At 51.0% G+C, this 23,126-nt stretch carries 26 protein-coding genes; 9 read left to right on the top strand and 17 right to left on the bottom strand.

Annotated features, from left to right (window positions below):
- Positions 1–4 precede the first annotated feature (4 nt).
- Genes ACVXHP_RS04500 through ACVXHP_RS04470 form a run of 7 tightly spaced genes read right to left on the bottom strand, consistent with a single transcriptional unit; the run spans position 5 to position 6,928 of the window.
- Positions 5–946, bottom strand: a complete 942-nt coding sequence (locus tag ACVXHP_RS04500) for an ABC transporter ATP-binding protein (protein WP_447570937.1) — start codon at positions 944–946, stop codon at positions 5–7.
- Positions 939–1,925, bottom strand: a complete 987-nt coding sequence (locus ACVXHP_RS04495) for an ABC transporter ATP-binding protein (RefSeq protein WP_447570936.1) — start codon at positions 1,923–1,925, stop codon at positions 939–941. The genes ACVXHP_RS04500 and ACVXHP_RS04495 overlap by 8 nt, the downstream gene beginning before the upstream one ends.
- Positions 1,922–2,818: a D,D-dipeptide ABC transporter permease gene (ddpC, locus tag ACVXHP_RS04490; protein ID WP_103770595.1), complete on the bottom strand. Its 897-nt coding sequence runs from the start codon at positions 2,816–2,818 to the stop codon at positions 1,922–1,924. Before ddpC ends, ACVXHP_RS04495 begins: the two co-directional genes overlap by 4 nt.
- Positions 2,815–3,837: an ABC transporter permease gene (locus ACVXHP_RS04485; RefSeq protein ID WP_447570935.1), complete on the bottom strand. Its 1,023-nt coding sequence runs from the start codon at positions 3,835–3,837 to the stop codon at positions 2,815–2,817. Before ACVXHP_RS04485 ends, ddpC begins: the two co-directional genes overlap by 4 nt.
- Positions 3,838–3,881: 44 nt before the next feature.
- Positions 3,882–5,444: an ABC transporter substrate-binding protein gene (locus ACVXHP_RS04480; protein ID WP_447570934.1), complete on the bottom strand. Its 1,563-nt coding sequence runs from the start codon at positions 5,442–5,444 to the stop codon at positions 3,882–3,884.
- Positions 5,445–5,459: 15 nt separating this feature from the next.
- Positions 5,460–6,047, bottom strand: coding sequence for a D-alanyl-D-alanine dipeptidase (gene ddpX / locus ACVXHP_RS04475; protein ID WP_200006438.1), 588 nt, complete (start codon positions 6,045–6,047; stop codon positions 5,460–5,462).
- Between the two features lie 14 nt (positions 6,048–6,061).
- Entirely contained in the window at positions 6,062–6,928 is an 867-nt protein-coding gene (locus ACVXHP_RS04470; protein WP_200006439.1) for a MurR/RpiR family transcriptional regulator, read from the bottom strand.
- A gap of 399 nt (positions 6,929–7,327) precedes the next feature.
- On the opposite strand from ACVXHP_RS04470, the gene hdeB reads away from it, so the two are divergent.
- Positions 7,328–7,657, top strand: coding sequence for an acid-activated periplasmic chaperone HdeB (gene hdeB / locus ACVXHP_RS04465; RefSeq protein ID WP_032939734.1), 330 nt, complete (start codon positions 7,328–7,330; stop codon positions 7,655–7,657).
- 155 nt (positions 7,658–7,812) lie between these two features.
- Complete coding sequence (locus ACVXHP_RS04460; RefSeq protein WP_200006440.1) at positions 7,813–9,756, top strand: methyl-accepting chemotaxis protein; 1,944 nt, start codon at positions 7,813–7,815, stop codon at positions 9,754–9,756.
- A gap of 45 nt (positions 9,757–9,801) precedes the next feature.
- Here the strand turns inward: ACVXHP_RS04460 and ACVXHP_RS04455 are convergent, their stop codons facing one another.
- Complete coding sequence (locus ACVXHP_RS04455; protein WP_447570933.1) at positions 9,802–10,941, bottom strand: HlyD family secretion protein; 1,140 nt, start codon at positions 10,939–10,941, stop codon at positions 9,802–9,804.
- Positions 10,942–10,943: 2 nt separating this feature from the next.
- Positions 10,944–11,285: a DUF3302 domain-containing protein gene (locus tag ACVXHP_RS04450; protein ID WP_447570932.1), complete on the bottom strand. Its 342-nt coding sequence runs from the start codon at positions 11,283–11,285 to the stop codon at positions 10,944–10,946.
- Between the two features lie 211 nt (positions 11,286–11,496).
- On the opposite strand from ACVXHP_RS04450, the gene ACVXHP_RS04445 reads away from it, so the two are divergent.
- The 3 genes from ACVXHP_RS04445 (at position 11,497) to ACVXHP_RS04435 (ending at position 13,875) form a co-directional block, all read left to right on the top strand.
- Positions 11,497–12,135, top strand: a complete 639-nt coding sequence (locus ACVXHP_RS04445) for a helix-turn-helix domain-containing protein (RefSeq protein WP_447570931.1) — start codon at positions 11,497–11,499, stop codon at positions 12,133–12,135.
- Positions 12,136–12,296: 161 nt separating this feature from the next.
- Positions 12,297–12,611 carry a helix-turn-helix domain-containing protein gene (locus ACVXHP_RS04440; RefSeq protein ID WP_304698519.1) on the top strand — a complete coding sequence of 105 codons (315 nt, stop codon included), beginning with the start codon at positions 12,297–12,299 and terminating at the stop codon, positions 12,609–12,611.
- The gene (locus tag ACVXHP_RS04435) at positions 12,604–13,875 is read left to right on the top strand and encodes a type II toxin-antitoxin system HipA family toxin (protein ID WP_447570930.1); all 1,272 of its coding nucleotides are present in this window, start codon (positions 12,604–12,606) and stop codon (positions 13,873–13,875) included. Before ACVXHP_RS04440 ends, ACVXHP_RS04435 begins: the two co-directional genes overlap by 8 nt.
- A 37-nt stretch (positions 13,876–13,912) precedes the next feature.
- On the opposite strand, the gene ACVXHP_RS04430 is transcribed toward ACVXHP_RS04435, so the two are convergent.
- Together ACVXHP_RS04430 and ACVXHP_RS04425 are read right to left on the bottom strand one after the other, a co-directional pair.
- A complete protein-coding gene (locus tag ACVXHP_RS04430) occupies positions 13,913–15,280 on the bottom strand; it encodes a glycoside hydrolase family 10 protein (protein ID WP_447570929.1) in 1,368 nt (455 codons plus the stop codon).
- A 12-nt stretch (positions 15,281–15,292) separates the two neighbouring features.
- On the bottom strand, positions 15,293–15,580 hold the full coding sequence (locus tag ACVXHP_RS04425) for a VF530 family protein (RefSeq protein WP_200006447.1): 288 nt from the start codon (positions 15,578–15,580) through the stop codon (positions 15,293–15,295).
- A gap of 152 nt (positions 15,581–15,732) precedes the next feature.
- Here ACVXHP_RS04425 and ACVXHP_RS04420 point away from each other — a divergent pair, with 152 nt between their 5' ends.
- Complete coding sequence (locus ACVXHP_RS04420) at positions 15,733–16,017, top strand: type II toxin-antitoxin system TacA family antitoxin (RefSeq protein WP_316128591.1); 285 nt, start codon at positions 15,733–15,735, stop codon at positions 16,015–16,017.
- Positions 16,018–16,170: 153 nt separating this feature from the next.
- Entirely contained in the window at positions 16,171–16,593 is a 423-nt protein-coding gene (locus ACVXHP_RS04415) for a hypothetical protein (protein ID WP_447570928.1), read from the top strand.
- Here ACVXHP_RS04415 and ACVXHP_RS04410 read toward each other — a convergent pair.
- Positions 16,575–17,111, bottom strand: a complete 537-nt coding sequence (locus ACVXHP_RS04410) for a GNAT family N-acetyltransferase (RefSeq protein ID WP_200006842.1) — start codon at positions 17,109–17,111, stop codon at positions 16,575–16,577. The two genes, ACVXHP_RS04415 and ACVXHP_RS04410, sit on opposite strands and share 19 nt — an antisense overlap.
- Positions 17,112–17,220: 109 nt before the next feature.
- Here ACVXHP_RS04410 and tam point away from each other — a divergent pair, with 109 nt between their 5' ends.
- On the top strand, positions 17,221–17,979 hold the full coding sequence (gene tam / locus ACVXHP_RS04405; protein WP_447570927.1) for a trans-aconitate 2-methyltransferase: 759 nt from the start codon (positions 17,221–17,223) through the stop codon (positions 17,977–17,979).
- A gap of 130 nt (positions 17,980–18,109) precedes the next feature.
- Entirely contained in the window at positions 18,110–18,490 is a 381-nt protein-coding gene (locus ACVXHP_RS04400) for a GFA family protein (RefSeq protein WP_200006450.1), read from the top strand.
- On the opposite strand, the gene ACVXHP_RS04395 is transcribed toward ACVXHP_RS04400, so the two are convergent.
- From ACVXHP_RS04395 to glsB, 5 genes are all read right to left on the bottom strand, one after another.
- On the bottom strand, positions 18,483–19,397 hold the full coding sequence (locus tag ACVXHP_RS04395) for a bestrophin family protein (RefSeq protein ID WP_447570926.1): 915 nt from the start codon (positions 19,395–19,397) through the stop codon (positions 18,483–18,485). The two genes, ACVXHP_RS04400 and ACVXHP_RS04395, sit on opposite strands and share 8 nt — an antisense overlap.
- Before the next feature lie 209 nt (positions 19,398–19,606).
- A complete protein-coding gene (locus tag ACVXHP_RS04390) occupies positions 19,607–21,058 on the bottom strand; it encodes a tagaturonate reductase (RefSeq protein WP_316128595.1) in 1,452 nt (483 codons plus the stop codon).
- Between the two features lie 106 nt (positions 21,059–21,164).
- Entirely contained in the window at positions 21,165–21,692 is a 528-nt protein-coding gene (locus ACVXHP_RS04385; protein WP_304698505.1) for a GNAT family N-acetyltransferase, read from the bottom strand.
- An 80-nt stretch (positions 21,693–21,772) separates the two neighbouring features.
- Complete coding sequence (locus tag ACVXHP_RS04380; protein ID WP_316128597.1) at positions 21,773–22,132, bottom strand: DUF4186 domain-containing protein; 360 nt, start codon at positions 22,130–22,132, stop codon at positions 21,773–21,775.
- Positions 22,132–23,058 (bottom strand): glutaminase B, encoded by a 927-nt coding sequence (glsB, locus tag ACVXHP_RS04375; protein WP_447570925.1) that lies wholly within the window; start codon positions 23,056–23,058, stop codon positions 22,132–22,134. Before glsB ends, ACVXHP_RS04380 begins: the two co-directional genes overlap by 1 nt.
- Between the last annotated feature and the right edge of the window lie 68 nt (positions 23,059–23,126).

The raw sequence follows: 23,126 nt of genomic DNA, 5'->3' as shown, positions 1-23,126 counted from the left end.
GCATTCAGCGCATGTTAACCGCCCGCCAGCAGCGAACTTCACTGCCCGTTTCGCTGGTCAGCAAGGTCTGTTTGTTCTCACAGCCACGGATCGCCAACGGACATCTGTCACGAAAAAAACAGCCCTCGGGCAACGTTCGGTTCCCCGGGAGTTCGGTTTTCCGTAACACTAAATCCTCCGCCAACGGTGCTCCCGTTTTAGGGACGGAGTCGAGTAATAATCGCGTGTAGGGATGGGCAGGATGAGTAAGAACCTGCTGCGTTTCACCTAGTTCAACAATTTGCCCAAGGTACATCACCGCCACGCGGTCGCTCATATGGCGAACCACCGACACGTTATGCGATATCAGCACATAGGTCAGATTTCTGCGTGCCTGCAATGACACCAGCAGGTTGAGAATTTGCGCCTGCACGGAGATATCCAGCGCCGAAGTGGGTTCATCCAGTACGATCACATCCGGCTCTGACGACAGCGCCCGGGCGATGGCAATACGCTGACGCTGCCCGCCGGAGAACGCATGCGGCAGACGGTCGAGATATTCAGGGCGGATCCCTACCTGTTGCGCCAAATCTTCAGCAAGAATGCGGCGTTCACGCTCGGAGCTCCGTTTCTGGATCCACACCGGTTCGGTGATAATTCGCCACACCGGTAAGCGCGGATCAAGCGATGAAAGCGGGTCCTGAAAAACCATCTGCATGCCGTTGTGCTGCTTGTCGTTGTGGCGAGAGTAGTTTCCCTGACTCGGTTGCAGCATCCCCATCAGCAGCTGCGCCAGCGTACTTTTTCCGCAGCCCGACTCACCGACTATCCCCAACGTTTCTCCCTGACGAATCTGTAAATCCAGACCGTTGAGCGCATGCACCCGTTCAGTAACTTTGCCGAGCCAGTTTTTACGCGCGGGAAAGCTGACATGAACATCCTGCAAGGCCAGTAAAAATTCAGACATGTGTTGTCTCCAGTTGCGGATACCAGCAGGCAGATTGTTGATCCACGCCTCCCTGACTGCTTAATGCAGGCGTCTCGTCACAGTGAGGACCGGCGGCAAAACAGCGTTCACGGAACGCGCATCCGGTCGGTAAGCAGGTTAAATTCGGTACTGTGCCGGGGATGGCAGGCAGCAATGCGCGCGGTTCGCCGTATTCCGGCGCACATTTCAGCAAGCCGATAGAATAGGGGTGCGTCGGATGCTGAATAACGGTTTGTGTAGGGCCGCTCTCAATCACGCTTCCGGCATACATGACATATAACCGGTCGCACAATTGTGACACCACCGCCATATCATGGCTGATAAATAGTACGGCTGTCCCGCTGGCGCGCGCTTTGAGCTTCAGCAAACGCAGCACCTGCAGTTGTACCGTGACATCGAGTGCGGTGGTCGGTTCATCGGCAATGATCAGTTCCGGCTCGCAGGAAAAGGCCAGCGCAATCATCACCCGCTGGCGCATGCCGCCGGAAAGCTCAAACGGGAAACGTTTCATCACTTCCGCCGCGTCCGGAATTTGCATCTCTTCCAGTAAAGCAATGGCTTTCTGACGAGCATCCGTGCGGCTTAACGCCTGGTGATGGCGGATAACTTCCACCATCTGTTGGCCGATACGTCGCGTGGGATTAAGCGCGGTCATGGGCTCCTGAAAGATCATGGCGACACGCGCGCCACGCCATTGGCGCATCTGCTTTTCGCTGGCGTTGAGCACATCTTCACCCAGTAGCGAAACGCGTCCCTGGTGAATATGATAGCTGCCCTCCGGCAGCAGCCGCATGGTAAGCATCGCCGTCACGGACTTACCGGAACCGGATTCACCGACCACGCCGACAATTTCTCCGCGGTTGATATGCAGCGAAACATGGTTCAGCGCATGCACATCAGCTTTATAGCCGGGGAAACTCAGATGCAAATCCTCAATTTCCAGTACGGGTTGTGTCATGACTGTTTTCCTCCGGCTTTCGGATCCAGCAGGTCGCGAATACCATCGCCAAAAAGATTAAAGCCCACGGCGGTGATCAGAATGGCGGCACCGGGAAAGGCGCAATACCACCACTGATCGAGCACGTAGTTGCGGCCAATCGCCACCATCGCTCCCCATTCCGCGCTGGGCTGCTGTGCGCCCAGACCAATAAATCCGAGCGTGGCGGCCATCAGGATCGCACTGCCGATATCCAGCGACGCCTGCACAATCAGCGGTGGCAGAGAGTTACGTAAAATGTGCCAGCTAATCAGGTGCCAACGTGAAGCGCCGTAGGTCCGCGCAGCCTGTACATAGGTAAACTGACGCACCACTAACGTTTGACCGCGGGCGAGGCGCACATAAAAAGGAATACGTACGATGGCAATCGCCAGCATAGCGTTAAACAGGCTGGGTCCCAACGCCGCGGCCAGCGCCATCGTCAGTACCAGCGAAGGGATGGACAGCATGATGTCCATTATTCGCATAATAATTGCATCGGCGCGTCCGCCCATAACACCTGACAGACAACCCAGCAGCGAACCCAATCCGCCGGCAATTCCCACCACCACCAGACCAGCGACAACCGACTGCTGGCTTCCGACCAGGACACGGCTGAACAGATCGCGACCTACTTCATCGGTACCAAACCAATGGGCCGCAGACGGTGGCAGCAGGCGCGCACTTAAATTAATGGCATTAGGGTCGTGAGGGGTTATCCACGGTGACAGCACCATCAGCAACAGGATCAGTACGATGATGACCCCGCCTACCAGCGTCAGCGGGCTGCTTTTCATCATCCAGAATAATTTAGCCCAGTCCGTGCGACGACGAGCAGTCTGTGGGGCGGTCGGCGTTTCCTGGGTGAGCATCATTCAGCACCCCCGCGTCCAATTCGTGGGTCAATCCACAGATACAGTAAATCCACCACCAGGTTGACCAGCACATAAGCGAAAGAGACCACTACGGCAAATCCCATCACCGCCGGGAAATCGAGCGCCTGAATCGACGTTACCACCCAGGCGCCCATTCCCGGCCAGGCGAAGACCGTTTCGGTGAGTACCGCACCGTAGAGCAGATCGCCCAATGCAAGGCCGAGAACGGTTATTGATGGAATCAGCGCATTCGGCAACGCGTAGCACAACACGATGTACCAGCCCGGCAGTCCGCTGGCACGGGCGGTACGAATGTAATCTTCACTCAGTTGCTCCAGCATGGCGGAGCGAATCTGGCGGGCGACAATTCCTAAGTGCACAAAAGCCAGCGTCAGTGATGGCAGGATCAGGTGCTGGAGCGCATTGAAAAAGACTTCGCCATTGCCTTCCAGCAGGGCATCAATCAGGTAGAACCCGGTGACATGGGTCGGTGGATCCAGCCAGTCGTCTAACCGTCCACCGCCGGGCAAAATTTGCAGATGACCGTAAAACAGCACGATAACCCCCAGCCCCAGCCAGAATGCAGGCGTGGAGATACCGGTAATCGCCATCAGGCGAACGAGGTGATCAAGCCAACGGTTACGCCAGACCGCAGATAAAATGCCTAACGGAATACCGATAACCAGCGCCAGCAACAAGGAGCAGAAAGCCAACTCCAGGGTAGCGGGAAAGAAGATGCGCAGCTCGTCCAGTACCGGACGACCGGTGCGAATGGAAATGCCTAAATCGCCCTGAAAGATATCGCTGACGTAGCGAAAGAACTGGACATACAGCGGCTGGTTCAGCCCCAACTGTTGGCGAATATTTTCGACTATCTCATCGCTGGCGCGATCGCCCGCCAGCAACCGCGCGGGGTCGCCTGGGATCAGGTGCGAAATAATAAAGGTGATCACGCAAACACCGATAACCACCAGAATAAGTCCCCAGCATCGCTGGCGTAAAATGCTCCAGAACGTCATTAGTTTCCCCTTGCGGAGCCTGAGTGGCTCCGCATCAACGTGGCTTATTTACTCATGGTGGAGATGTTGAAGACCTGTTCCAGCATGGGGTTAAATACAAATCCTTTGACGTCTTTGTTCATCGCCAGCTGATAGTTTTTCTGGAATAAATAGACGTAGGCCGCTTCATCAATCACGATGGTTTGCGCCTGCTGATAATCATTGGTTCTGGCGACCGGATCGGTGGTGGCTAATGCGCTACGCAGCAGCTTATCGACCTCACTATTTTCATAGAACGAACGGTTACCCGGCAGACCTTTTTTATCCGACTCAAACCAGTAGTTCATAAACATGTACGGGTCGGCAAAATCCGGACTCCAGTTGCCGATAGCAATGTCGTAATCCCCTTTACCCACACGGTCACGCATGGTGGCATTCGCCAGTTTTTCCAGCTTCACCTTAATACCCAGTTTGTTGAGACTGGCCTGGGTAGAGAGCGCAATCGGCTCCCAGTTAGGGTCATTATCTGAATACAAGAAGCTCAGGGTCTCGGGTTTGTTCGCGACTTTGTCCCATGCTGCTTTCGCTTTGGCTTCATCAAAACTGTACTGCATAGCCTTGTCATCAAAACCCCACATACCTTCAGGGATCGGACCACGCATCTGTTTACCATTGCCACTGAGGATCCCATTCACCATGCCCTTATAATCGGTGGCCCATGAGATGGCGCGGCGCAAATCCACCTGATTGAGCGGCGCTTTACTGTTGTTCAGATACAGATAGGTCACGCGCAGCGAGGGATAATCCGCTACGTTAACTTTGCCTTCCTGTTTTAAAGCGGCAAGCTGATCGACAGGAAGCGCATCGGCAATGTCGATATCGCCACGCGACAATTGCAGGCGACGGGAAGCGCTTTCACCGATGATTTTTACCGAGACCCGCTTAAACGTTGGTTTGGCCCCGGAATAATGCGGGTTTGGCACCAGCACCAGTTGTTGTCCTTTTTGCCAGCTTTTCAGCATGAAAGGACCGGAGCCTGCCGTGTTCTGCGCCAGGAATCCGCGGGCATCGTCTGCGGCATGCTCTTTTAAGACAGCCGGATTGATAATTGAGGCCCCGTCATTTGCCAGCGTATACAGGAATGGTGCGAACGGCTGGCTGAGGGTAAATTTCACCGTGTTGTCATCAATGGCCTCAACCTTCAGATCTTTCGAGAATGCTTCAGCGGGACCCTGGCCAATTTTGAGCAGACGCTCAAAGGATTGTTTCACCGCATCAGCCGTCACCGGCGTACCGTCGGCGAATTTGGCATCGTTTTTCAGGGTAAACGTCCACTCTTTCTGATCGTCAGAGGCTTTCCAGCCGCTGGCTAAATCACCTTCAACTTCCGTGGAGCCTTTACCGCCTTCGGTTTTGTACTGAACCAAACGCTGATAAGAGGGATAGGTGACCGTCCAGTCGTTGTTATCGATGGTCACAGCGGGGTCGAGCGTCTGCGGGTCGGCGGCTTTACCGATGACCAGCATATCTTTCGGCACGGCGGCCTGCGCGGCAGGTAGGGCAAATGCCAGCGCAACGGCGATCAGAGCGGGGCGAAAAAACGCATTTAACGCAGGTGTAGTCTTCATAACCAGGCTCCAGAATTAAAAGGGATGTTGTGTTGTTATGGGGGGAACAGGGAAACAGGCTATCTGGTCGTCAAGCAGCGGATAACGGGCGGCATCAGGCAATTCAAAATGCCACCACTCGCTGTTAATGCCGACAAAACCGCCACCGAACATAATGGCGTTGAGTAGCAACCGGTTACGCTGCGCGGCCGGTGGAACAGAAGGGTGCCAGGCATGGGAACGGTCGTGCATCTCATCAAAATCAGCGCCCATATCGAGGACATTGCCACGATCGTCCATCAGCGTAACGTCGATGGCCGTCCCGCGGCTGTGATTGGATCCAATCGCCACATCGACGACGTACTGGGGATCCGGACACGCATTCCACAGCACCGCCTGCGCCTGCTGGGGACGATACGCGTCATACACTACAAGCTGTAGGCCCGCCAGTTGCGCGATACTGATGCTTTTAGCCAGCGCGGTTACCGCCTCGCGGTGTAACAGGCAGCGCGCTTCCCGGTAGATAGGCGCGCCGGTAATGTTGTCGGCAGTGGCGTATTTGAGATCGATATGCAGCGACGGGAATATCACCGACAGGTCGACCAGCTCTGGGGTTTCTGACATAGCACATTTCCTGTTTATTGTTCGAATTGACCAAACTGTTGTTGTAACTGGCGATTGGTTTGCAGGCGTCCTGCGAGGGAGTCACCAAGTTGCTCCACTACCGCAGAGAGTAATAAGTTGAACAGACAGCTCACGGGAGCCAGAGAATCCCAGAAATGTCCGGTGTCAGTTTTTACCTGGAGTAGGTCAAGGGCATAATCTCTGGCCCACGGACACCACACATCGGTGATCAGCGCCAGTGGAATATGGCGTTCTGTCGCGACGCGGCAATATTGTCGGGAGGTAGCGGAGTAGGCGCGCATGTCGGTGATCACCACGTATGGCTGGTTAAATCCTGAATTCAACGACTCGACCCAACTACCGGAAAGCCCTTCGGAGTAGCTGACTTTAGGCCGCAGGTATTCCAGGTGACTAAAAAAGGCGTTAGCAATCCCGCGAGTAGACTGGATCCCAAGGATGTAAACCGCTTCCGCATGCGCCAGCTGCTGCGCAATGCGTAAAAATGTTTCGCTTTGCGCGAGTTGATAGACGTGGGTAATGGCGTCGATTTCCAGTAACAGCGACTGCTGCGCGCGATCCGGCAGGCTTTGTTGCTGGTGCCAGGAATCCAGCCGCTCGTTCATTCCCCAGGGTTGATAGGGGACGACGGGCAGCTCACGCAGGCTGGCTTTTGCATCCTCCAGATTGCGAAAGCCCAGTTTACGCAGGTAGCGCCCTACGGTAATGCCGCTGGTTCCTGCCGCTTTAGCGATGCCATCCGCAGTTTCAAAAGGGATCTGTACACCATGGGCTAACAGCCATCCGGCTACGCGCTTTTCGCTCGGCGTAAGCTGGCTGAAGGTCTGTTCTATGCGGGTAAATAATTCAGGTTTCGCTGTCATTACCTTCTCGCTGTTAGTTGTCTGTCAGATTACCGCTCACTGTTAGTGAATTAACAATGCAGGACGCGTGCCAGGTCGCTAACAGCGGCACGCAGGCTGTTTTTGTTAAAACACAAACCATATTTATTAACTAATGATCAACATTTGTGCAGCGTAGTTCAGTTTTGGTGCAGCGACAGCAGAGCGGGGTATGAATCTGCTGATTTCGTCGGAACGATCACATTGTCGGCAACATTTCCTCTCAAACATCAGAATCAGTAATGGGAAATATAAATTTCAGCCAAATGAATAATGGCGATCTTTATTCTTATGACGGTAAGGGTATTATTTTTTGCGAACTACATTAACGGTTTGAAGCGCGAGTGTAGATATTATCTATATTATAAATGGAGTACTACAATGAATAAATTCTCCCTTTCTACAGCAGGTATTCTGGTCGCAGCGCTGTTAACCAGTGTTAGCGTCAATGCAGCCACTGATAGCGCGAAAACTGAAGTGACGCCGAAAGGCATGAGCTGCCAGGAGTTCATCGATCTGAACCCGCAGACCATGGCTCCGGTGGCTTTCTGGGTGCTCAATGAAGATGAAGATTTCAAAGGTGGTGATTACGTCGACTATAACGAAACCGTCACGACCGCAGTACCTCTGACCGTAGAACTTTGTAAAAAACATCCGCAGAGCGAATTAAGCAAAATAAAAGACGAAATCAAAAAAGAATTATCAAAATAAAATTAAAGCGTTATTAAAACCCGGCCAAAGTGCTGGGTTTTGCTATTTGTGACGCTGTCACTTATTTATTTTACAATACTTAAGGAAAGTTTATAAAGATAAAAATGCTGGTGCCGATACTGGGTAAAAGTTAGCCTTTTGCAGAAGGAGTTTGTATGGCCTGGTATCCTACTCGTATTTCAACGCGTTTAACCATTGGCGGCATTCTGCTGCTTGCAGTCACCACACTTGTTATTGTTGCGATCATGCTCTGGCGAGGGCAGCCGCGCGTCGTTGAAATCAATACCGCCCTGATCGAAGAAACGGGGCAAGGTTTAACCCGCCAGTTAAGTACCGTGTTGTCCCGAATTGAAGGTGAGACCGTTGGTTTGTCACGACTGGCTGAAGTGCTGCCCAACGATGAATCACTGTACCAAAGCGTTGTTCCGCATTTGATTGGTGAAGATAAAGAGTCGATCATTACCGGCGGCGGCATTTGGCCAGAACCAGACGCCTTTACCACAGGCGTAGAAAAACGCAGCTTTTTCTGGGCGCGTAACGCTGAAGGAAAGCTGATGTATTCCAACGACTATAACGTCGAAGGATCAAGCGGATACCACAATGAAAGCTGGTATCAGCATGCCAAAGGACATTCACAAAACAGCTGCTTATGGTCTGATGTTTACCAGGACGCCAGTTCCGGGGTCAACATGGTGACCTGCAGCGTTCCTTATCAACTGGCCGGTAAGTTTGCTGGTGTCGCCACTACCGATATTCGGCTGGATAACGTTGCCACCTTTATGCAACAGCAGGGCAACAGCACCGGTGGTTACGCGTTCGTGGTGGACAAACAGGGACAAATTCTCTATTTCCCACAGGCCGATCTGACAAAACACAAAACCATTAACGATCTGGCACAGAGCGCGCAATGGCTTATCCCAGTGGAAAACGGGCTGAAATCCCTGCGCCCGGCCGATGGAGTGAAGACGATTACGCTTGCGAACGACAACGTGTTGAATACGCCGTCCCGGGTAATGCTATTCCCGATGGCGGATACCGGCTGGGTCGTGGGGCTGGTGACGCCTGAATCACGCATCGTCGGTCTCGCCAAAGTGATGATGCAGGACGTGCTGGAAGTGTTGATCCCAATTATGACGCTATTGCTGGTGGGATCATGGCTGGTGGTTCGCCGACTGATTTCGCGTCTCGATGATACTCGCCGGGCACTCGATGATATTGCGCAGGGCGAAGGCGATCTTACCCGTCGTCTGGATGTGCGCGGCAAAGATGAGATTTCGGCTATCGCCGAAGCGTTTAATCTGTTTGTCGATAAAATATCAGCCATTCTGATCACCGTCAGAAGCAGCAGCGTGGTGGTAGCGAATAATGCCGTCAGCCTCGCTGACAGCAATATGGAGCTCTCATCTCGCGTCACGCAGCAGGCCGCTGCGCTGGAAGAGAGTTCGGCGGCGATGGAACAGTTAAATGCGACCGTTCACCAAAATGCGAGTAATACACAACTGGCGGATGAGCTATCCGATAGCACCGCGCAAACGGCCAACCGTTGCGGTGATGTCATGCAGGGTGTTATCTCAACTATGGATAACGTTAGCGCGTCATCCGGCAGAATGGTGGAAATTGTCGCGGTTATCGATAGCATCGCGTTCCAGACCAATATACTTGCCCTGAACGCTGCCGTTGAAGCCGCCAGAGCGGGCGATGCAGGTAGAGGGTTCGCCGTTGTCGCCTCGGAAGTACGTACGCTGGCCCAGCGTAGCGCCACCGCCGCGCAGGAAATTAAAACATTGATTGATGAATCCGTATCTCATGTTGGTAGCGGAAGTCAGCAAATTCACAATGCAGGTGAACGTCTGGGAGAACTGGTCAATAACGTACGGCAGGTGCGTCAGTTGATGGGGGAAATACGCGTTGCAGGCGAAGAACAGCGTAAAGGCGTTTCCGAAGTCACGCTGGCCGTTACTGAAATGGACAGCACCGTTCAGCAGAATGCCTCGTTAATTGATGATGCCGCCGCACGTACACAGGCCCTGAAAGAGGAGGCGGAACAACTGGCGTTGCTGGTCTCTTCCTTCAGATTACCAGAACCCGCTACCGCCTGAGCGTCGAGTGAGGTCCGGGCGCAGTCATTGCACCCGGACAGTTGATTAATGATCGAGGTACAGGTAGTGCATCCAACTGGTCATACGCAAGAGTATTTTCCGTAGCAATGATAATGCTTCAAAATGCTGAGCTGAATAGACCGCAACCTGAGCGGCAACACCGTCCGGGAGTTGCTGTTCAGCCTGATTATTATCAACTTCGATACTGACCAGCACTTTATTGCTGCCCGGTGTGACGTTTAAGGATTGCAATGTTCCCTGGGCATAATAAGCCCCGGTCGGGATCACGGGGGCAACACTGACGACTTTTCCCTGAACTACCTGTCCCGGCAAGCCATTGAAGACAATTTCAGCTTCATCACCCACATTAAGACGTAAGATCGAGTTTTGACGAAACGCCGCAACAATTTGGTTTTTGTGCGCAGGGATAAACACCATAACTGGCTTAAAAGGCAGTCTCGACGCATAGGTTCCCGGACGAACCAGTAATTGACTGACATAACCGTCGCTGGGGGCGCGGACAATGGTTTGCTCATAATTAAATCGAGCCTCATCAATCTGAGCTTGCAGACTGGCGATCTGCGAGTTTTGTCCATGAATGGTGCTGTCGAGCTCTTTCTGGATACTGTTCAGTTCAGCATTGGCGGCGTTCATCGCCGCGTCCTGAGCCAGATAATCCTGGCGTGCACTATCAATATCGTTGGCAGTAAATGGGTTCACTTTTGCCTGACTGCCTTTCTGGTAGCGCTGATAGTTTTTGTAATATTTATCACGTTCAGCCCTGGCCTGTTCTAACTGCAGTCGGGCGCTATTGCGTTTCTCCTCCAGGGCCAGAACATCATGTTTTGCCGTAACCATATCCGCTTCAAGCTTTTCCAGTTTAGCTTTATAACGGGTAGGATCGATTTTAAACAGTACATCCCCTTTTTTAATTGGCGTGTTAATTTTATCCGTTATTTCTGAAACCACCCCGGTAACTTGCGGAACAACGGGGATACCCACAACCAGTTTTTGTGCATCTTCTGTGTAGGGATGATTATAATTCATGGTAAGGATCAGCGCCCCGAGCATGACCACTCCACCCAACACGGCTGAAGGTAATGTCCACTTATTCAACGGAACTTTAAACACTTTAAAAATGACGTATACGATAGCGGCGTAGGTTAATGTTAATAATATTTCCACGATTAATTCACCTTTGAATCCTGCGAATTATATGCGCTATTAGTTTGTTCAAGTGTTTTTTCCAGTAATGTAATCCGCGCGTTAAGTTCAGTGGTATCATGTCGCGATGTATTTCCATGCCAGCCATGTTTGTCGCTGTATAATGTTGCCCAAATCCAGAGAAATGGCCAAATCGCATGTAGCGTAAATAAACTGACCCAACCTGCAACATGTATGGCATCGAGGTGAGGGTGGTTGCGTTTCTTAGCAATCTCGTACGGGATGTCGTGCAAGATTAATACGCCATAAAAAATAATTAAAAACACCAGGATGAGTATTGCTAATGATACATAATTGAGCAGCATAGGAACTCCAACAAGAACCGTTTTTATTGGCTTGCATTATCGCTGCGTTTTTATTTGCAAGAGGTTTTAATATGTTGCAAGTATAAAATCAGACTTTCTTGTAATACCAGTGTTAATAATAAAATCCAAAAATGGACTTTTTGGGTTTGATTTTTACGCTATTACCGATAATCATTAATAAGATTATATAGTGAATTATACTGAGCCTTCTATGACCAGCAATACTGAACAACCCGGTAGCAGCGAAGAATTGCTTTCGACAAATATAGCCAAACTTTTCAAAGCATTATTGCCCCTTTCTGAAGCCCAATCGTTATATCGTAGCGGTTCTTTTATTATGGACTCTCAGGGGGAGAACGGGATCTGGTTGTTGACCGAAGGTAGAATCGTCATTCGCCGCCGCACAGATGGTCTAATCCTGGCCAGTCAGCAGGCACCGATGATGTTGGGAATGGCCGAGTTCTTTCTTCCCACTGGGCATAACTTTTATGATATTGAAGCGGTCAGCCCATGCACTACTCACGTAGTCAAGAAAACGGATTTCATGACGATCGTTAATCGCGATCGGCTCTGGGAATCTGTGGCAATAGTTGAAGCGTATATTATTCAGGTAATGAGCCGACGCGATCGTTTGATCACCAGTCGAACCGCAACCGATATGGTTTGGGGGCATCTTGAACTTTTACAGCAAGAGCCTGATGACATCAGAAAAAGAATCCCGGCGGTACAGTATATCAGGGAGCGAACCGGGCTTTCTCGCAGCACCATTATGGATACGCTTGCCAGGTTAAAACGACAGGGGGCGATCCAATTGCATCGCGGTCATTTAGTCTGCATCACGGCAGAGTAACCAGTGTCCCCAATCATGATTTAAATACATTATAATGGGTTTTATAACGGACTTATAACGTTAAATCCATCAAAGCAGATGTTATCTACTTTGTATCAACCGCAATTTAACTCTATAATATTGTGTGTAAACTGGCATTTATCCAGATAAGGGCCAATATTATGGATTTAACGCTCAATACAGCTGCTGATATCGTCAAAATACTCTGTGACAGATTGCGTAAAGAACGACTCGCGCGGCAAATGACGCAGGCTGAGGTTGCCGCGCGTTCAGGTGTGGGTGTGAATACCGTTTCGAATCTGGAAACAGGTAAGAATGTGGGATTTGAGAATCTGGTCAAAGTCGCAATGGTGTTAGGCTATGGCGATGCGCTGGAAGGTTTATTCAAACCCAGAATTGACAGTCTGGATGATATTTTGCGTTACGAGAAGAGCGCGGCACGTCAGCGGGTGAAAAGGAAAAATTCTGATGCCTGAACAAGTTGATGTCTTTTATGAAGGTTGGGGTGAAAAATGGCTGTGGGGGAAACTGGTGTCTTCCACAGCTCTGACCGGACGCCCGTTAATCGCTTTTGAATACAGTGAAGACGCCATACGTAAGGGGCTGGAACTGTCCCGGCTGATGTTACCACTGAACGGTCCCCGTTTACGCAGGGATTTCCCGGCTCATCAGTTGGGATTACCTGGACCAGTCTATGATTCGTTACCTGATGGCTGGGGTATGCTATTGATGGACCGATTATTTAAACGCCGCGGACTAAACGCAGCGCGCATAGGTCCTTTGGAGCGGTTAACCTGGGTCGGCAACAACGCGATGGGCGCCATGACTTTCCAGCCCGTTCAGTCAGATGTTGATAAGATTTCAAAAGAGGATGTGCCTCTCGAACAACTGGCTGCTGAGGTGCAGGAAGTCCTGAGTGGAGACGGCGGGGAATTCTTGCAAAAATTGCTCCAGATGGGCGGTTCGCCACAAGGAGCAAGGCCAAAAGCGCTACTTTATCGTGACAGCGTCACGTCAAGATTCACCACTACGGCGCTACCCGGGAGCGAAAGCTGGTTGATTAAATTTCCCGCCAGGCATGAGCATGCTGAAGTATGCGCCATCGAAGCGGTTTATGCTGAATGTTTGCGTCAATGTGGGATTAGCACACCTGATACGGCATATTTTGATCTGCCTGGCGGCCAGGCGGCCTTTGCCACCCGCCGTTTCGACCGTGACCAGTCAATACGTATTCCAATGCAGAGTCTGGCGGCGCTAACCGGCGCAAATTACCAGTTACCCGGCGCTTTAGATTACCGGGATTTTCTGCGCGCCACGCAGATCTGTACCAATGATGTCAGAGAAAAGGCGAAAGCGTTCGAACGCGTGGTTTTCAATGTGGCATTCAACAATCGTGACGATCATCCTAAGAACTTTGCTTATTTAATGTCAGCCGATGGAAACTGGACTCTGGCTCCGGCTTACGACGTCACCTGGTGTGAAGGACCCGGCGGGTACCACCAAATGGACGTGCTGGGGGAGGCGCTGGATATCGAAAGAAAGCACCTTCAGTTGCTTGGCGTTCAGGAAGCTGAGCTCTCTGCTGACCAGGTGAACGCCATAATCGAAAAGATTTGCCACTCTGCGATAGGGCTGAGCGCTATCGCCAGGGACAAATACCCCGATCAGATAACGCAAACCACGCTGGATACGATCCAGAAACAAATTAATGATAATGTCCGCCGGTTAATGTCCCGGTGACGCAGATACAGTCGCTACATTGACCTAAAGATAACCATTAACGTCCCCAACGACTGCGAATATAGGTTACGGCCTCCTGCGTTTGCGGCTGATTAAGATAATCTTCGCGAAACAGGATGGTGCCGTTGATGTGCGGTTCGGATTCGTTCAGATCCAGCTGCTTTTTCAGCTCTGGCACACCGCCTTTGACTGTCCAGTCCGGCTCTTTTCGAGACGGTTCGCCGACCTTATATAGCGCCACACCAATATAGAGGCGGGTATTGGTTGATTTCACAACATCTGCCCACCATTTCGCCAGCACATCGTATCGCGCCGCATCACGGGCAAAAGGCCAGTACAACTGCGGGGCGATGTAGTCCAGCAAGCCTAATTGTACCCAGCGGCGAGTATCGGCATAGGATTCATCATACGCTGCCGCGCCACGGGTGTCAGAACCCGCAGGATCGTGAGAGCGATTGCGCCATACACCGGCGGGGCTGACGCCAAACTCCACCTCAGGCTTAAGTTTCTTGATGGTCCGCGAAACCTGGGCGATCAATCGTTGCGTGTTATCGCGCCGCCAGTCAGCTTTGGAATCAAATCCCTGGCCATATTTTCTGAAAGTCTGGTTGTCGTTAAGCGCTGAACCGGGAGACTCGGTATAGAAGTAGTCATCAAACTGCACGCCGTCGACCGGATAATGTTCCACCACTTCCGCCACGATGCTGGTGATCCAGTCGCGAACTTCGGGAATGCCAGGATCTAACACGAAACGCTCGCCCGAAGTGCGGATCCAGTCCCGGTGCAGGACATAAACGCTGGAAGGCGTCTGCGACAGCGTGCTGTTTAATTCTGTAATCGTTGACGGTTTGATATTAACGGACACGCGGTAGGGGTTAAACCAGGCATGGACTTTCATGCCGCGTTTATGCGCTTCATCGAGCATAAACTGTAGCGGATCGTAACCCGGATCCTGACCAATCGTGCCGGTCAGCGTATCTGACCACGGCAAGATTTTAGATTGCCACAATGCGGTACCATCGGGTTTGACCTGGAAAAAAACGGTGTTGATGCCAAGACGTTTCAGGTTATCCAGCTTATCCGTCAACGCTTTCTGCTGCAGGCTGATACGGATGGCGGGGGAACTGATATTCACTGATGAGATCGGCGGCCAGTCCAGACGAGAAACCGTCGCCAGCCAGATTCCACGCACTGGCTCCTTACTCTGTTGCGGTTTGCTCACCGGAGGTAGTGGGGTGACTTTGGGACCTGGCGGCTGTGAAGAGCAACTGCCAAGTAACAACATACTACCCACAAGTACCGCGAACCATTTCAGGTTAGTTCGCGGTAATCTGGCATGGCAACGGACGAAGATATTCGCCAGTTTTTTCTGATATTTTCCTGAAAAGAAACCGGATGCTGGCATCAGACTCTGCTCTTATTGTTTCTTGTTGCGGCTGTTAGCCCAGGGATCAATAGCAGGCGCGGTGTTGTTGAACGGGGTCACGTCATGCAGCGAATCAAGATAGAGCGCTTCAACTTCAGCACGCGCCCACGGCGTACGGCGCAGAAACTTTAAACTGGACTTAACGCTCGGTTCATTTTTAAAGCAGTTGATGTTAATGCGTTGAGCAAGCTCAGCCCAACCAAAACGATCGACCAGCGCATTGACCTGCATTTCTAGCGTTACGCCATGTAAAGGGTCTTTTGAAGTATGAGCATTCATATGAAGTCCAGTTCGGTATTTCCAGATTTTGTCAGTGTGCAGCAAGACAGATTACAAGAAAGCGGAACGCCCAGCAATGGCACAAATCGGCGCTGATCTTCCAGCAACGTTCGTAGTAGTGTATAGCAATTTGTTACCAACAGGAGATAACCATGCAAAGCAGCACCCGTAAGCCGACTCGTGATAAGCAAATTAATATCCGGGCTACTGATGAGGAACGCGCTGTAATTGACTACGCCGCAAGTTTGGCCAATAAAAACCGTACTGACTTCATTATTGAGAAGGCCGTACACGAGGCCCAGAATATTATTTTGGATCAGCGCGTGTTCGTCCTTGACGAGGTCCGTTATCAGTCTTTCATTGAACAGCTTGAAGCGCCTGTACAGAACGTTGATGGGCGTCAACGCCTAATGGATGTGAAGCCAAAATGGAAATAAACTTTAGCAAGAAACGAGAGGGAAGTCGGGAATCACAACGTATTGATTTATGTATGTGTGGATGTGGATGGTGAAGTAAAGGTCCTTCATAGGTAATTTAACATAATATACATTATGCGCACTAACATAGAATGAGAAAGAATCTAAGGTTGTATGGTAATCTTTGTGCTGATCAATAATTTGGCCTGCTTCCAGACAATGCGTAACGAAAACGATCTACCCATCTTACACTTAGCACTCTTACTGCTTTTTACCTGTACGTTAACGGGATGCGCATTGACCCGCGTTTCGGACAGCGCACATGCCCAAGAGGTCGACAGCCTGAATGTTATTGGTCTGAGTCTGGATGCCGCGAGACAACGAGCAACTGAAAAAGGTTTTGTATGCAGCAACGATGGCAATCTGAATACGGTTGTAACCGACGATGGTGAACATCGATGGCTGCAAACTGAATGCAGCAAGAAAAGCGCAGAGCAATTTTGTCCTCAAACGCGTTATGTGGTTCTCAATGTCGATCCTGAAACGAACAACGTCGTTGATGTGGGCAAATACATCGATCAAAACACATGTTTTTGAAGCCTGAACCGATACAGGATGTGCTGTGCTAACCGATGATCAGACGGCAACGCGGGATGCACGAACTCTTCAGTTTTATTCATGCCCAGCCGTATCATCAGGCGCTCTGACGGTTTATTCAGCACCGATGTAAATGAAACCACCTCACTTAACGCCAGTTCCTCGAAAGCAAACCCCAGGCACGCCTTGGCGGCCTCCAATGCCAGCCCTTGATGCCAATAGGATTTAGCCAGACGCCAGCCTATTTCGGTACAGGGTGAAAAGTGAAATTTATCAGGCTGTGGATGTAAACCTACACACCCCACAAACTGGTGTGTTTCTTTGAGTTCAACGGCCCAGAATCCCCAGCCGCGCTCTGTAATGCCTTCCTGGAATCTTGCAGCCAGATTGTCGCTTTCCGTTCGTTGCAGCGGAGCCGGAAAAAAACGCATCACGTCCGGATCCGCGTTTAGCGCAGCAAACGGGGCTCTGTCTTTGGCTTCCCACGGGCGTAAAATCAGTCTTGATGTTTCAAGCATATTTCTGCCCTTCTCCTGCATTTTCATATAATCTTCTAAAAGAAATGGCTCATCGGCAAGGACTTATGTAACCCTTTCCACCGTTTTCTCTCATACTGGAGATTCATTCATGGCCGACTGGAACCCTTCGCTCTATCTGCAATATGAAACTGAACGTTCAAGACCCGCTGCGGAATTACTTAGCAGAGTGGCGTTAGAGAATGTCCATTCAGTCGTCGATCTTGGTTGTGGTCCAGGAAACAGTACGGCATTACTTCATCAGCGCTGGCCCTCGGCCGTAATAACCGGGGTTGATACCTCACCTGCCATGCTTAATGAGGCGCGCAATGCATTACCGACATGCCGTTTTATTGAAGCGGATATCAGTAAGTTCCAGACAGAACGGCCTCTTGACCTGCTCTATGCAAACGCTTCGTTACAGTGGGTTCCCGATCATTATGATTTGTTCCCGCATCTGGTATCGCTACTGGCTCGCAATGGCGTGCTGGCAGTACAAATGCCGGATAACTGGCTGGAGCCGACACATGTTTTGATGCGTGAAGTGGCTTATGAACAAGGTTACCCTGACCGGGGCCGCTCACCGCTTCCAGGCGTACACGCCTACTATGACATTTTGACTGAAGCGGGCTGTGAGGTGGATATCTGGCGCACAACGTATTATCACGTTATGGATTCACATCAGTCGATTATCGACTGGGTAAGCTCAACGGGCCTGCGGCCCTGGTTACAGGATTTGAGCGAAAATGAGCAACATCTTTACCTGGCACGTTATCATGAACTGCTTCAGGAACAATATCCTCTGCAGGAAAACGGTAAAATTTTGCTGGCCTTTCCGCGGTTATTTATCGTAGCCAGACGCAATGAATAGGCGTTTATCCTAAGTGCATCACAGGAGATAACTCTCTGCCATGCGCGCCCTCGCCTTTTTATCATGAGGATCTAGTGGCAAAGCCTGTCATCTGCTAGTGTCTGACAACGTGTTTCTGACGGGAGTTGTCATGTCTAAAGTCTACATTGGTGGCTGTCTGTGTGGTTCGATTCGTTTCGCGGCCAGCAGTCCAAATAATTCCCATACCTGCTCCTGCGATATATGTCGGAAACATACGGGCGCACCGACCGTCGTCTGGATTGAGTTTAATGCAGAAAATGTAACGTGGACGGGTCAAGGCGGAAAACCGACAACCTGGCGCTCTTCTGAGACGTCAAGTCGGGCATTTTGCCCTCTGTGTGGCAGCTCCGTAGGCGCCATTGATGACGCCCCGGTTATTGCACTGTTAGCTGGCGCTTTTGACGATCCTGACGATGAAGACCTGGCGCCGGAATTTCATTCTTTTTCAGATATGCAGCCTACATGGTGGCAAAAGAATATAACTAAGTGAGTTGATAATGCTTATCCGGAATGTGTTTTGCTGGCACGTTTGTTTCATCGTTCATCTGTAATAAATCGATTTCAATCGCATTGCAAATAGCATCCAGCGGTAGGTCGTTGTTCTCTGTACCAAACGGATCTTCCAGTTCTTCTGCAAGCGTATCGAGCGAAATAAAAGTATAGGAAATCAACACTGAGATAAACGGCGTCATATAATGTAAATCTACCACCAACGCGAATGGCAACATGATGCAAAACAGATAGACCGTGCGATGAAGGATCAAGGTATAAGCAAACGGGACGGGGGTATTCGCGATCCGTTCACAGCCTGCCAGCACAGCAGACATATCATTTAACCTATTGTTTAAACTGTGGAATAATATGTCTGACAGTTGACCATCGCGCCGACGTACAGACAACCATTCGCCCATCAACAACAGAATGCGATTTGCCGGTGATTGTGAGGCAAATACGATCCGCAGATCCGCCTCACTAAGGTATTTCGCCAATGGTTCAGCCTGGGGCTGACGGCGTAACGTCATGCGTAAACAGTGGGCAAAGGCGATTTGTAGACGAACAAACTGTCCCAGTTCGCTATCGTTCGGCAAGGTGGTTTTCACTTCACGCAGCAGCGACCGGGAAGCAATCATCAACTGCCCCCACAGGTGTCGAGCCTCAACATAACGTGAATAACAGGCGTTATTGCGAAAACCTAAAAAGATAGCAATCGCCACGCCGAGAATGCTGAATGGCGCAAGGGTAAATTTGATACCCAGCATCGTATACCACGGCAGCATGATAATAACGGCGATGGAGAGCAGGAAGTTCAGCAGCAGACGTGAAAAAATTTTAGATAATACCGACCCATGCCAGACGAATATCAGGCGTAGCCAGTGTTGTTGGGGGCGAACGATCATCGTTATCTTCAGGAAAATGTGAAATCTATCACATTAAACGCGAACATGATCAATGTTGCAAGCTTATCGCAACACTATCTAAACAACTTCCCTCCTGCTGAACGGATGATGTGACGAAGTAACAGACTGTCACCCTCAAAGTAAAACTTCATAGTATGTTGTAACTAATTAAGATCTGTAAAAAACCCGGCCTAAGCCGGGTTGCGATCTTAGCACAGAGGTTTAACGGCTTCGCGCATGCCTTTTAGCAGAATGCTATCCAGGTCGGCAGTCACCTGTTCTACCAGTCCGGAAACTTCCGTCAGATCCTGTTCCCAGTGTTCTGTAACGGCCAGCACGGCTTTAACCAGCTCTTGGGTGCTTATCTGGCGGTCATGATGCTGGGACCACAGCTGTTGAAAACGCGTCACCCAGTGCGCATCATCCTGAACCGGATAAGACTCACCGTTACGCTCTCCACGGTAGAACGCAATCAACGCGGCAAGCGCAAATGTCAGGCGCGCAGGCAGTTTACCGCTGGCCTGTTGCCCCGCCAGCAGTTGCGGCAAGATGCGAGTGCGGAATTTCGTCATGCCGTTGAGTGCAATCGACAACAGCTGATGCTTGATGTACGGATTGCAGAATCGACCTGTCACCGCGCTGGCAAAAGACGCCAGCTCATCACGTGGTAAATCCAGCACTGGAATGATTTCTTCATAGATCGCTTTTTCCACGAAGGCGCGAATCTCCGCGTCATTCATGGCTTCCCCCACGGTATCCAACCCTGCCTGCCAGGCAACGGGAACCAATGCGGTATGTGCGCCGTTGAGAATCGCCACTTTCCGTTCTTTATACGGTTTGATGTCATCAACAATCAGCACATTCAGCGGATATTTATCCAGACGCAACTCAGCGGCTAATGATTTCGGACCCTGAATAACAAACAGATAGAAGTGTTCAGCGGTGTCCAGAAACGCATCGTGATAACCGAGTTCCGCTTCAAGCTTCGCGACTTCATCACGTGGATAGCCGGTAACAATACGGTCCACCAGCGTGGAGCAAAAGGCGTTGGCCTGATCCAGCCATTGGATAAATGCTTCCGGTAACGCCCACTCCTGGGCATAGCGCAGGACCAGTTCACGCAGAGCATCACCATTGTAATCAATCAGTTCGCAAGGAATGATTATCCAGCCCTTATCCGACGCGCCATTAAAATGGCTGAAGCGCTCGAACAGCAGTCGGGTCAGTTTGGCCGGATAACTCACCGCTGGTGCATCCTCAAACTTATCACCGGCGTGGTAGCTGATGCCAGCTTCGGTGGTATTGGAGAAAACAAAACGCATATCAGGGTTATGCGCCAGCTTCAGGAACTCATCGTACTCACTATAGACGCTGATCTCGCGATTAACCGAACGAATTAAACGGGCGTCGCTCACAGCCTCGCCCTTCTCATTCAAACCACGAATGATGGTGGTATAAAGGCCATCCTGTGTACTCAGTGATGGTGGGAAGGTACTTTCGATAGGACGGACAATGACCACGCCAGAGTTAAGATCGGTATGCTCATTCAGCAGATCAACTTGCCAGTCCACGAAGGCGCGCAGGAAGTTTCCTTCGCCAAACTGAATAATGCGTTCAGGATACTGAGCACCGGGGAAATCGCGACGATTTAAAGTTTGCACAATGGGTTCCCTTTTTAATTAGTCATACAACCTGATTGAATTGGTCCAATAGGTTAGCAAACTTTAATACATTGAAACCCTGTTTTGATCAATCCCCGGCGACAAATTAGAGAGTTTTATAAAAAAGTGTGGTCGCGGTCAGCGTCCCGTCAGGCATTTTGGCATAGTCAGGTATCACGCCTGCTTTTTGCCACCCGCACTTGTGGTAGAACAACTCAGCGCCACTGCCTGTCGCCGTATCAAGCACCAGCAACGTTTTGCCCTGTTGACGCGCACAACTTTCCAGCTCATTCATCAGCTCCCGGGCAACGCCGCTCCGCCGTGCAGAGGTATGAACCAGCAGCTTAGCGACATCGGCGCGATGAGGTTGGTTTTCCGGTTGTTCAATAATGAGCTGGACGGTTCCGACGAGTGTTCCCTGCGCATTTTGGGCACCAAGAACAATTCGTTCTCCACGGGCAACGCTTTGTGCGACGTTCATCCAGAAAGGACGGGATTTATCACGCTCGAAAGGCAGCATAAAGCTCACGGAGGCGCCGTCATTGACGCACTGTTCAAGGATATCGCTGAGCTCGTCGATTCTCGACACAATCTGTGCCGCATTTAGCACGAAGCAGGGTTTGCAGGAAGCCATTTTTTCTCCTTAGATTGACCCCTTTAGCATGCTTTTAACAATTACATAACACAAGGGGTTGTATCATAGGATTATGTTATCTATGGCTTATTCATTTGGATCACTAACCAGTGATAAATAACCGTGACAACGTAACGTTGCTGTTGTTCGTTAAGCGCCACGCCCTGAGGAATGTCATGCCATTTTGCCAGGCATCCCCGACAGCAGGTCGCCGTCGCGTGCTGTGCAATGAATACCGGGTGACCACGCATTGGCGTCTGCTTCCCATCATTAGCGGGAAAAGCGGGAGCCAGTCGTTTGGCAATAAAATCGGCAGCATGTTGTTCAATAACCGGCGCACCTTTATCCAGACAATACTGCCTTTCTTTCTGGCCGAGGCGAAACCGCGAGCGAAATGTCGATTTCGCCAGCCGGGCAAAAAGAGGGTCGAGCGAATTCATCAGTAAACCGAGCGCCCCATTTGTTGCGTTAGTTGCTCCAGCGCGGCGATACCCGCCAGCGAATTTCCCGCTGGATCCAGTTCCGGGCTCCAGACAGCAATCGCCATCTCGTGTGGAACGATGGCCACGATGCCGCCCCCCACCCCCGATTTTGCCGGCAACCCAACCCGCCAGGCAAATTCCCCTGCGTTCTGATACATACCACTGGTCGCCATCAGCGCATTGATTTGTCGGGCCTGCATCGGCGTAACCACCGGCTCATCAAGATGAAAAGCATGACCCTGATTCGCCAGAAATACGAAGGTTCGCGCCAGTTCCACACAGCTCATTTTCAATGCGCAGTAGTGAAAATAGTTTTGCAGAACCGTGGTCACGTCATGGTTAAAATTGCCGAACGATTTCATCAACCAGGCAATAGCCGCATTACGGGCGGAATGCTCAAACTCAGATCGCGCCACCGTCGCATCGTAGGCGATATCCGGGACGCCGCTTAATGCCCGGACCACTTCCAGCATCCGTTGACGTGGGGCGCTCAGACGCCCTTGCAGCATATCGCAAACGACCAGCGCCCCGGCGTTAATAAAGGGATTACGTGGGATACCCTGCTCCATTTCCAACTGCACCAGGGAATTAAAAGGATGACCGGAAGGATCTTTGCCGACGCGTAGCCAGATCTCCTCTTCCTGATAGTGACGCATCGCCACGACCAGGCTTAACACCTTCGAAATCGACTGAATAGAAAAGCGTTCTTGTGCGTCCCCCGCCTGATAGTGCTGTCCATCGACGGTACAGATGGCGATACCCAGTTTTGAACCGTCGACACAGGCTAATGCAGGTATATAGTCAGCGACTTTACCCTGACCGATCAGCGGACGAACCTGCTGCACAATGGTCTCTAAAATTGAATTGTCCATGGCCCTGGCCACAACATGCTCCTTGCTCGCAGGTATGAAAGGCCTGCGAGTATAACAGAGCTGAATACGCTGCGTCAGAC

The organism is Citrobacter freundii complex sp. 2025EL-00176 (genome assembly GCF_053309355.1).
The sequence above is the reverse complement of the archived record's forward strand: the minus strand, read 5'-3'. Positions and strand labels throughout refer to the sequence as shown.

Bases quoted from the DNA above. Each gene is read 5' to 3' on its own strand.
- ACVXHP_RS04500 (WP_447570937.1), bottom strand. From the start codon at position 946: ATGTCTGAATTTTTACTGGCCTTGCAGGATGTTCATGTCAGCTTTCCC.
- ACVXHP_RS04495 (WP_447570936.1), bottom strand. From the start codon at position 1,925: ATGACACAACCCGTACTGGAAATTGAGGATTTGCATCTGAGTTTCCCC.
- ddpC (WP_103770595.1), bottom strand. From the start codon at position 2,818: ATGATGCTCACCCAGGAAACGCCGACCGCCCCACAGACTGCTCGTCGT.
- ACVXHP_RS04485 (WP_447570935.1), bottom strand. From the start codon at position 3,837: ATGACGTTCTGGAGCATTTTACGCCAGCGATGCTGGGGACTTATTCTG.
- ACVXHP_RS04480 (WP_447570934.1), bottom strand. From the start codon at position 5,444: ATGAAGACTACACCTGCGTTAAATGCGTTTTTTCGCCCCGCTCTGATC.
- ddpX (WP_200006438.1), bottom strand. From the start codon at position 6,047: ATGTCAGAAACCCCAGAGCTGGTCGACCTGTCGGTGATATTCCCGTCG.
- ACVXHP_RS04470 (WP_200006439.1), bottom strand. From the start codon at position 6,928: ATGACAGCGAAACCTGAATTATTTACCCGCATAGAACAGACCTTCAGC.
- hdeB (WP_032939734.1), top strand. From the start codon at position 7,328: ATGAATAAATTCTCCCTTTCTACAGCAGGTATTCTGGTCGCAGCGCTG.
- ACVXHP_RS04460 (WP_200006440.1), top strand. From the start codon at position 7,813: ATGGCCTGGTATCCTACTCGTATTTCAACGCGTTTAACCATTGGCGGC.
- ACVXHP_RS04450 (WP_447570932.1), bottom strand. From the start codon at position 11,285: ATGCTGCTCAATTATGTATCATTAGCAATACTCATCCTGGTGTTTTTA.
- ACVXHP_RS04445 (WP_447570931.1), top strand. From the start codon at position 11,497: ATGACCAGCAATACTGAACAACCCGGTAGCAGCGAAGAATTGCTTTCG.
- ACVXHP_RS04440 (WP_304698519.1), top strand. From the start codon at position 12,297: ATGGATTTAACGCTCAATACAGCTGCTGATATCGTCAAAATACTCTGT.
- ACVXHP_RS04435 (WP_447570930.1), top strand. From the start codon at position 12,604: ATGCCTGAACAAGTTGATGTCTTTTATGAAGGTTGGGGTGAAAAATGG.
- ACVXHP_RS04430 (WP_447570929.1), bottom strand. From the start codon at position 15,280: ATGCCAGCATCCGGTTTCTTTTCAGGAAAATATCAGAAAAAACTGGCG.
- ACVXHP_RS04425 (WP_200006447.1), bottom strand. From the start codon at position 15,580: ATGAATGCTCATACTTCAAAAGACCCTTTACATGGCGTAACGCTAGAA.
- ACVXHP_RS04420 (WP_316128591.1), top strand. From the start codon at position 15,733: ATGCAAAGCAGCACCCGTAAGCCGACTCGTGATAAGCAAATTAATATC.
- ACVXHP_RS04415 (WP_447570928.1), top strand. From the start codon at position 16,171: ATGGTAATCTTTGTGCTGATCAATAATTTGGCCTGCTTCCAGACAATG.
- ACVXHP_RS04410 (WP_200006842.1), bottom strand. From the start codon at position 17,111: ATGCTTGAAACATCAAGACTGATTTTACGCCCGTGGGAAGCCAAAGAC.
- tam (WP_447570927.1), top strand. From the start codon at position 17,221: ATGGCCGACTGGAACCCTTCGCTCTATCTGCAATATGAAACTGAACGT.
- ACVXHP_RS04400 (WP_200006450.1), top strand. From the start codon at position 18,110: ATGTCTAAAGTCTACATTGGTGGCTGTCTGTGTGGTTCGATTCGTTTC.
- ACVXHP_RS04395 (WP_447570926.1), bottom strand. From the start codon at position 19,397: ATGATCGTTCGCCCCCAACAACACTGGCTACGCCTGATATTCGTCTGG.
- ACVXHP_RS04385 (WP_304698505.1), bottom strand. From the start codon at position 21,692: ATGGCTTCCTGCAAACCCTGCTTCGTGCTAAATGCGGCACAGATTGTG.
- ACVXHP_RS04380 (WP_316128597.1), bottom strand. From the start codon at position 22,132: ATGAATTCGCTCGACCCTCTTTTTGCCCGGCTGGCGAAATCGACATTT.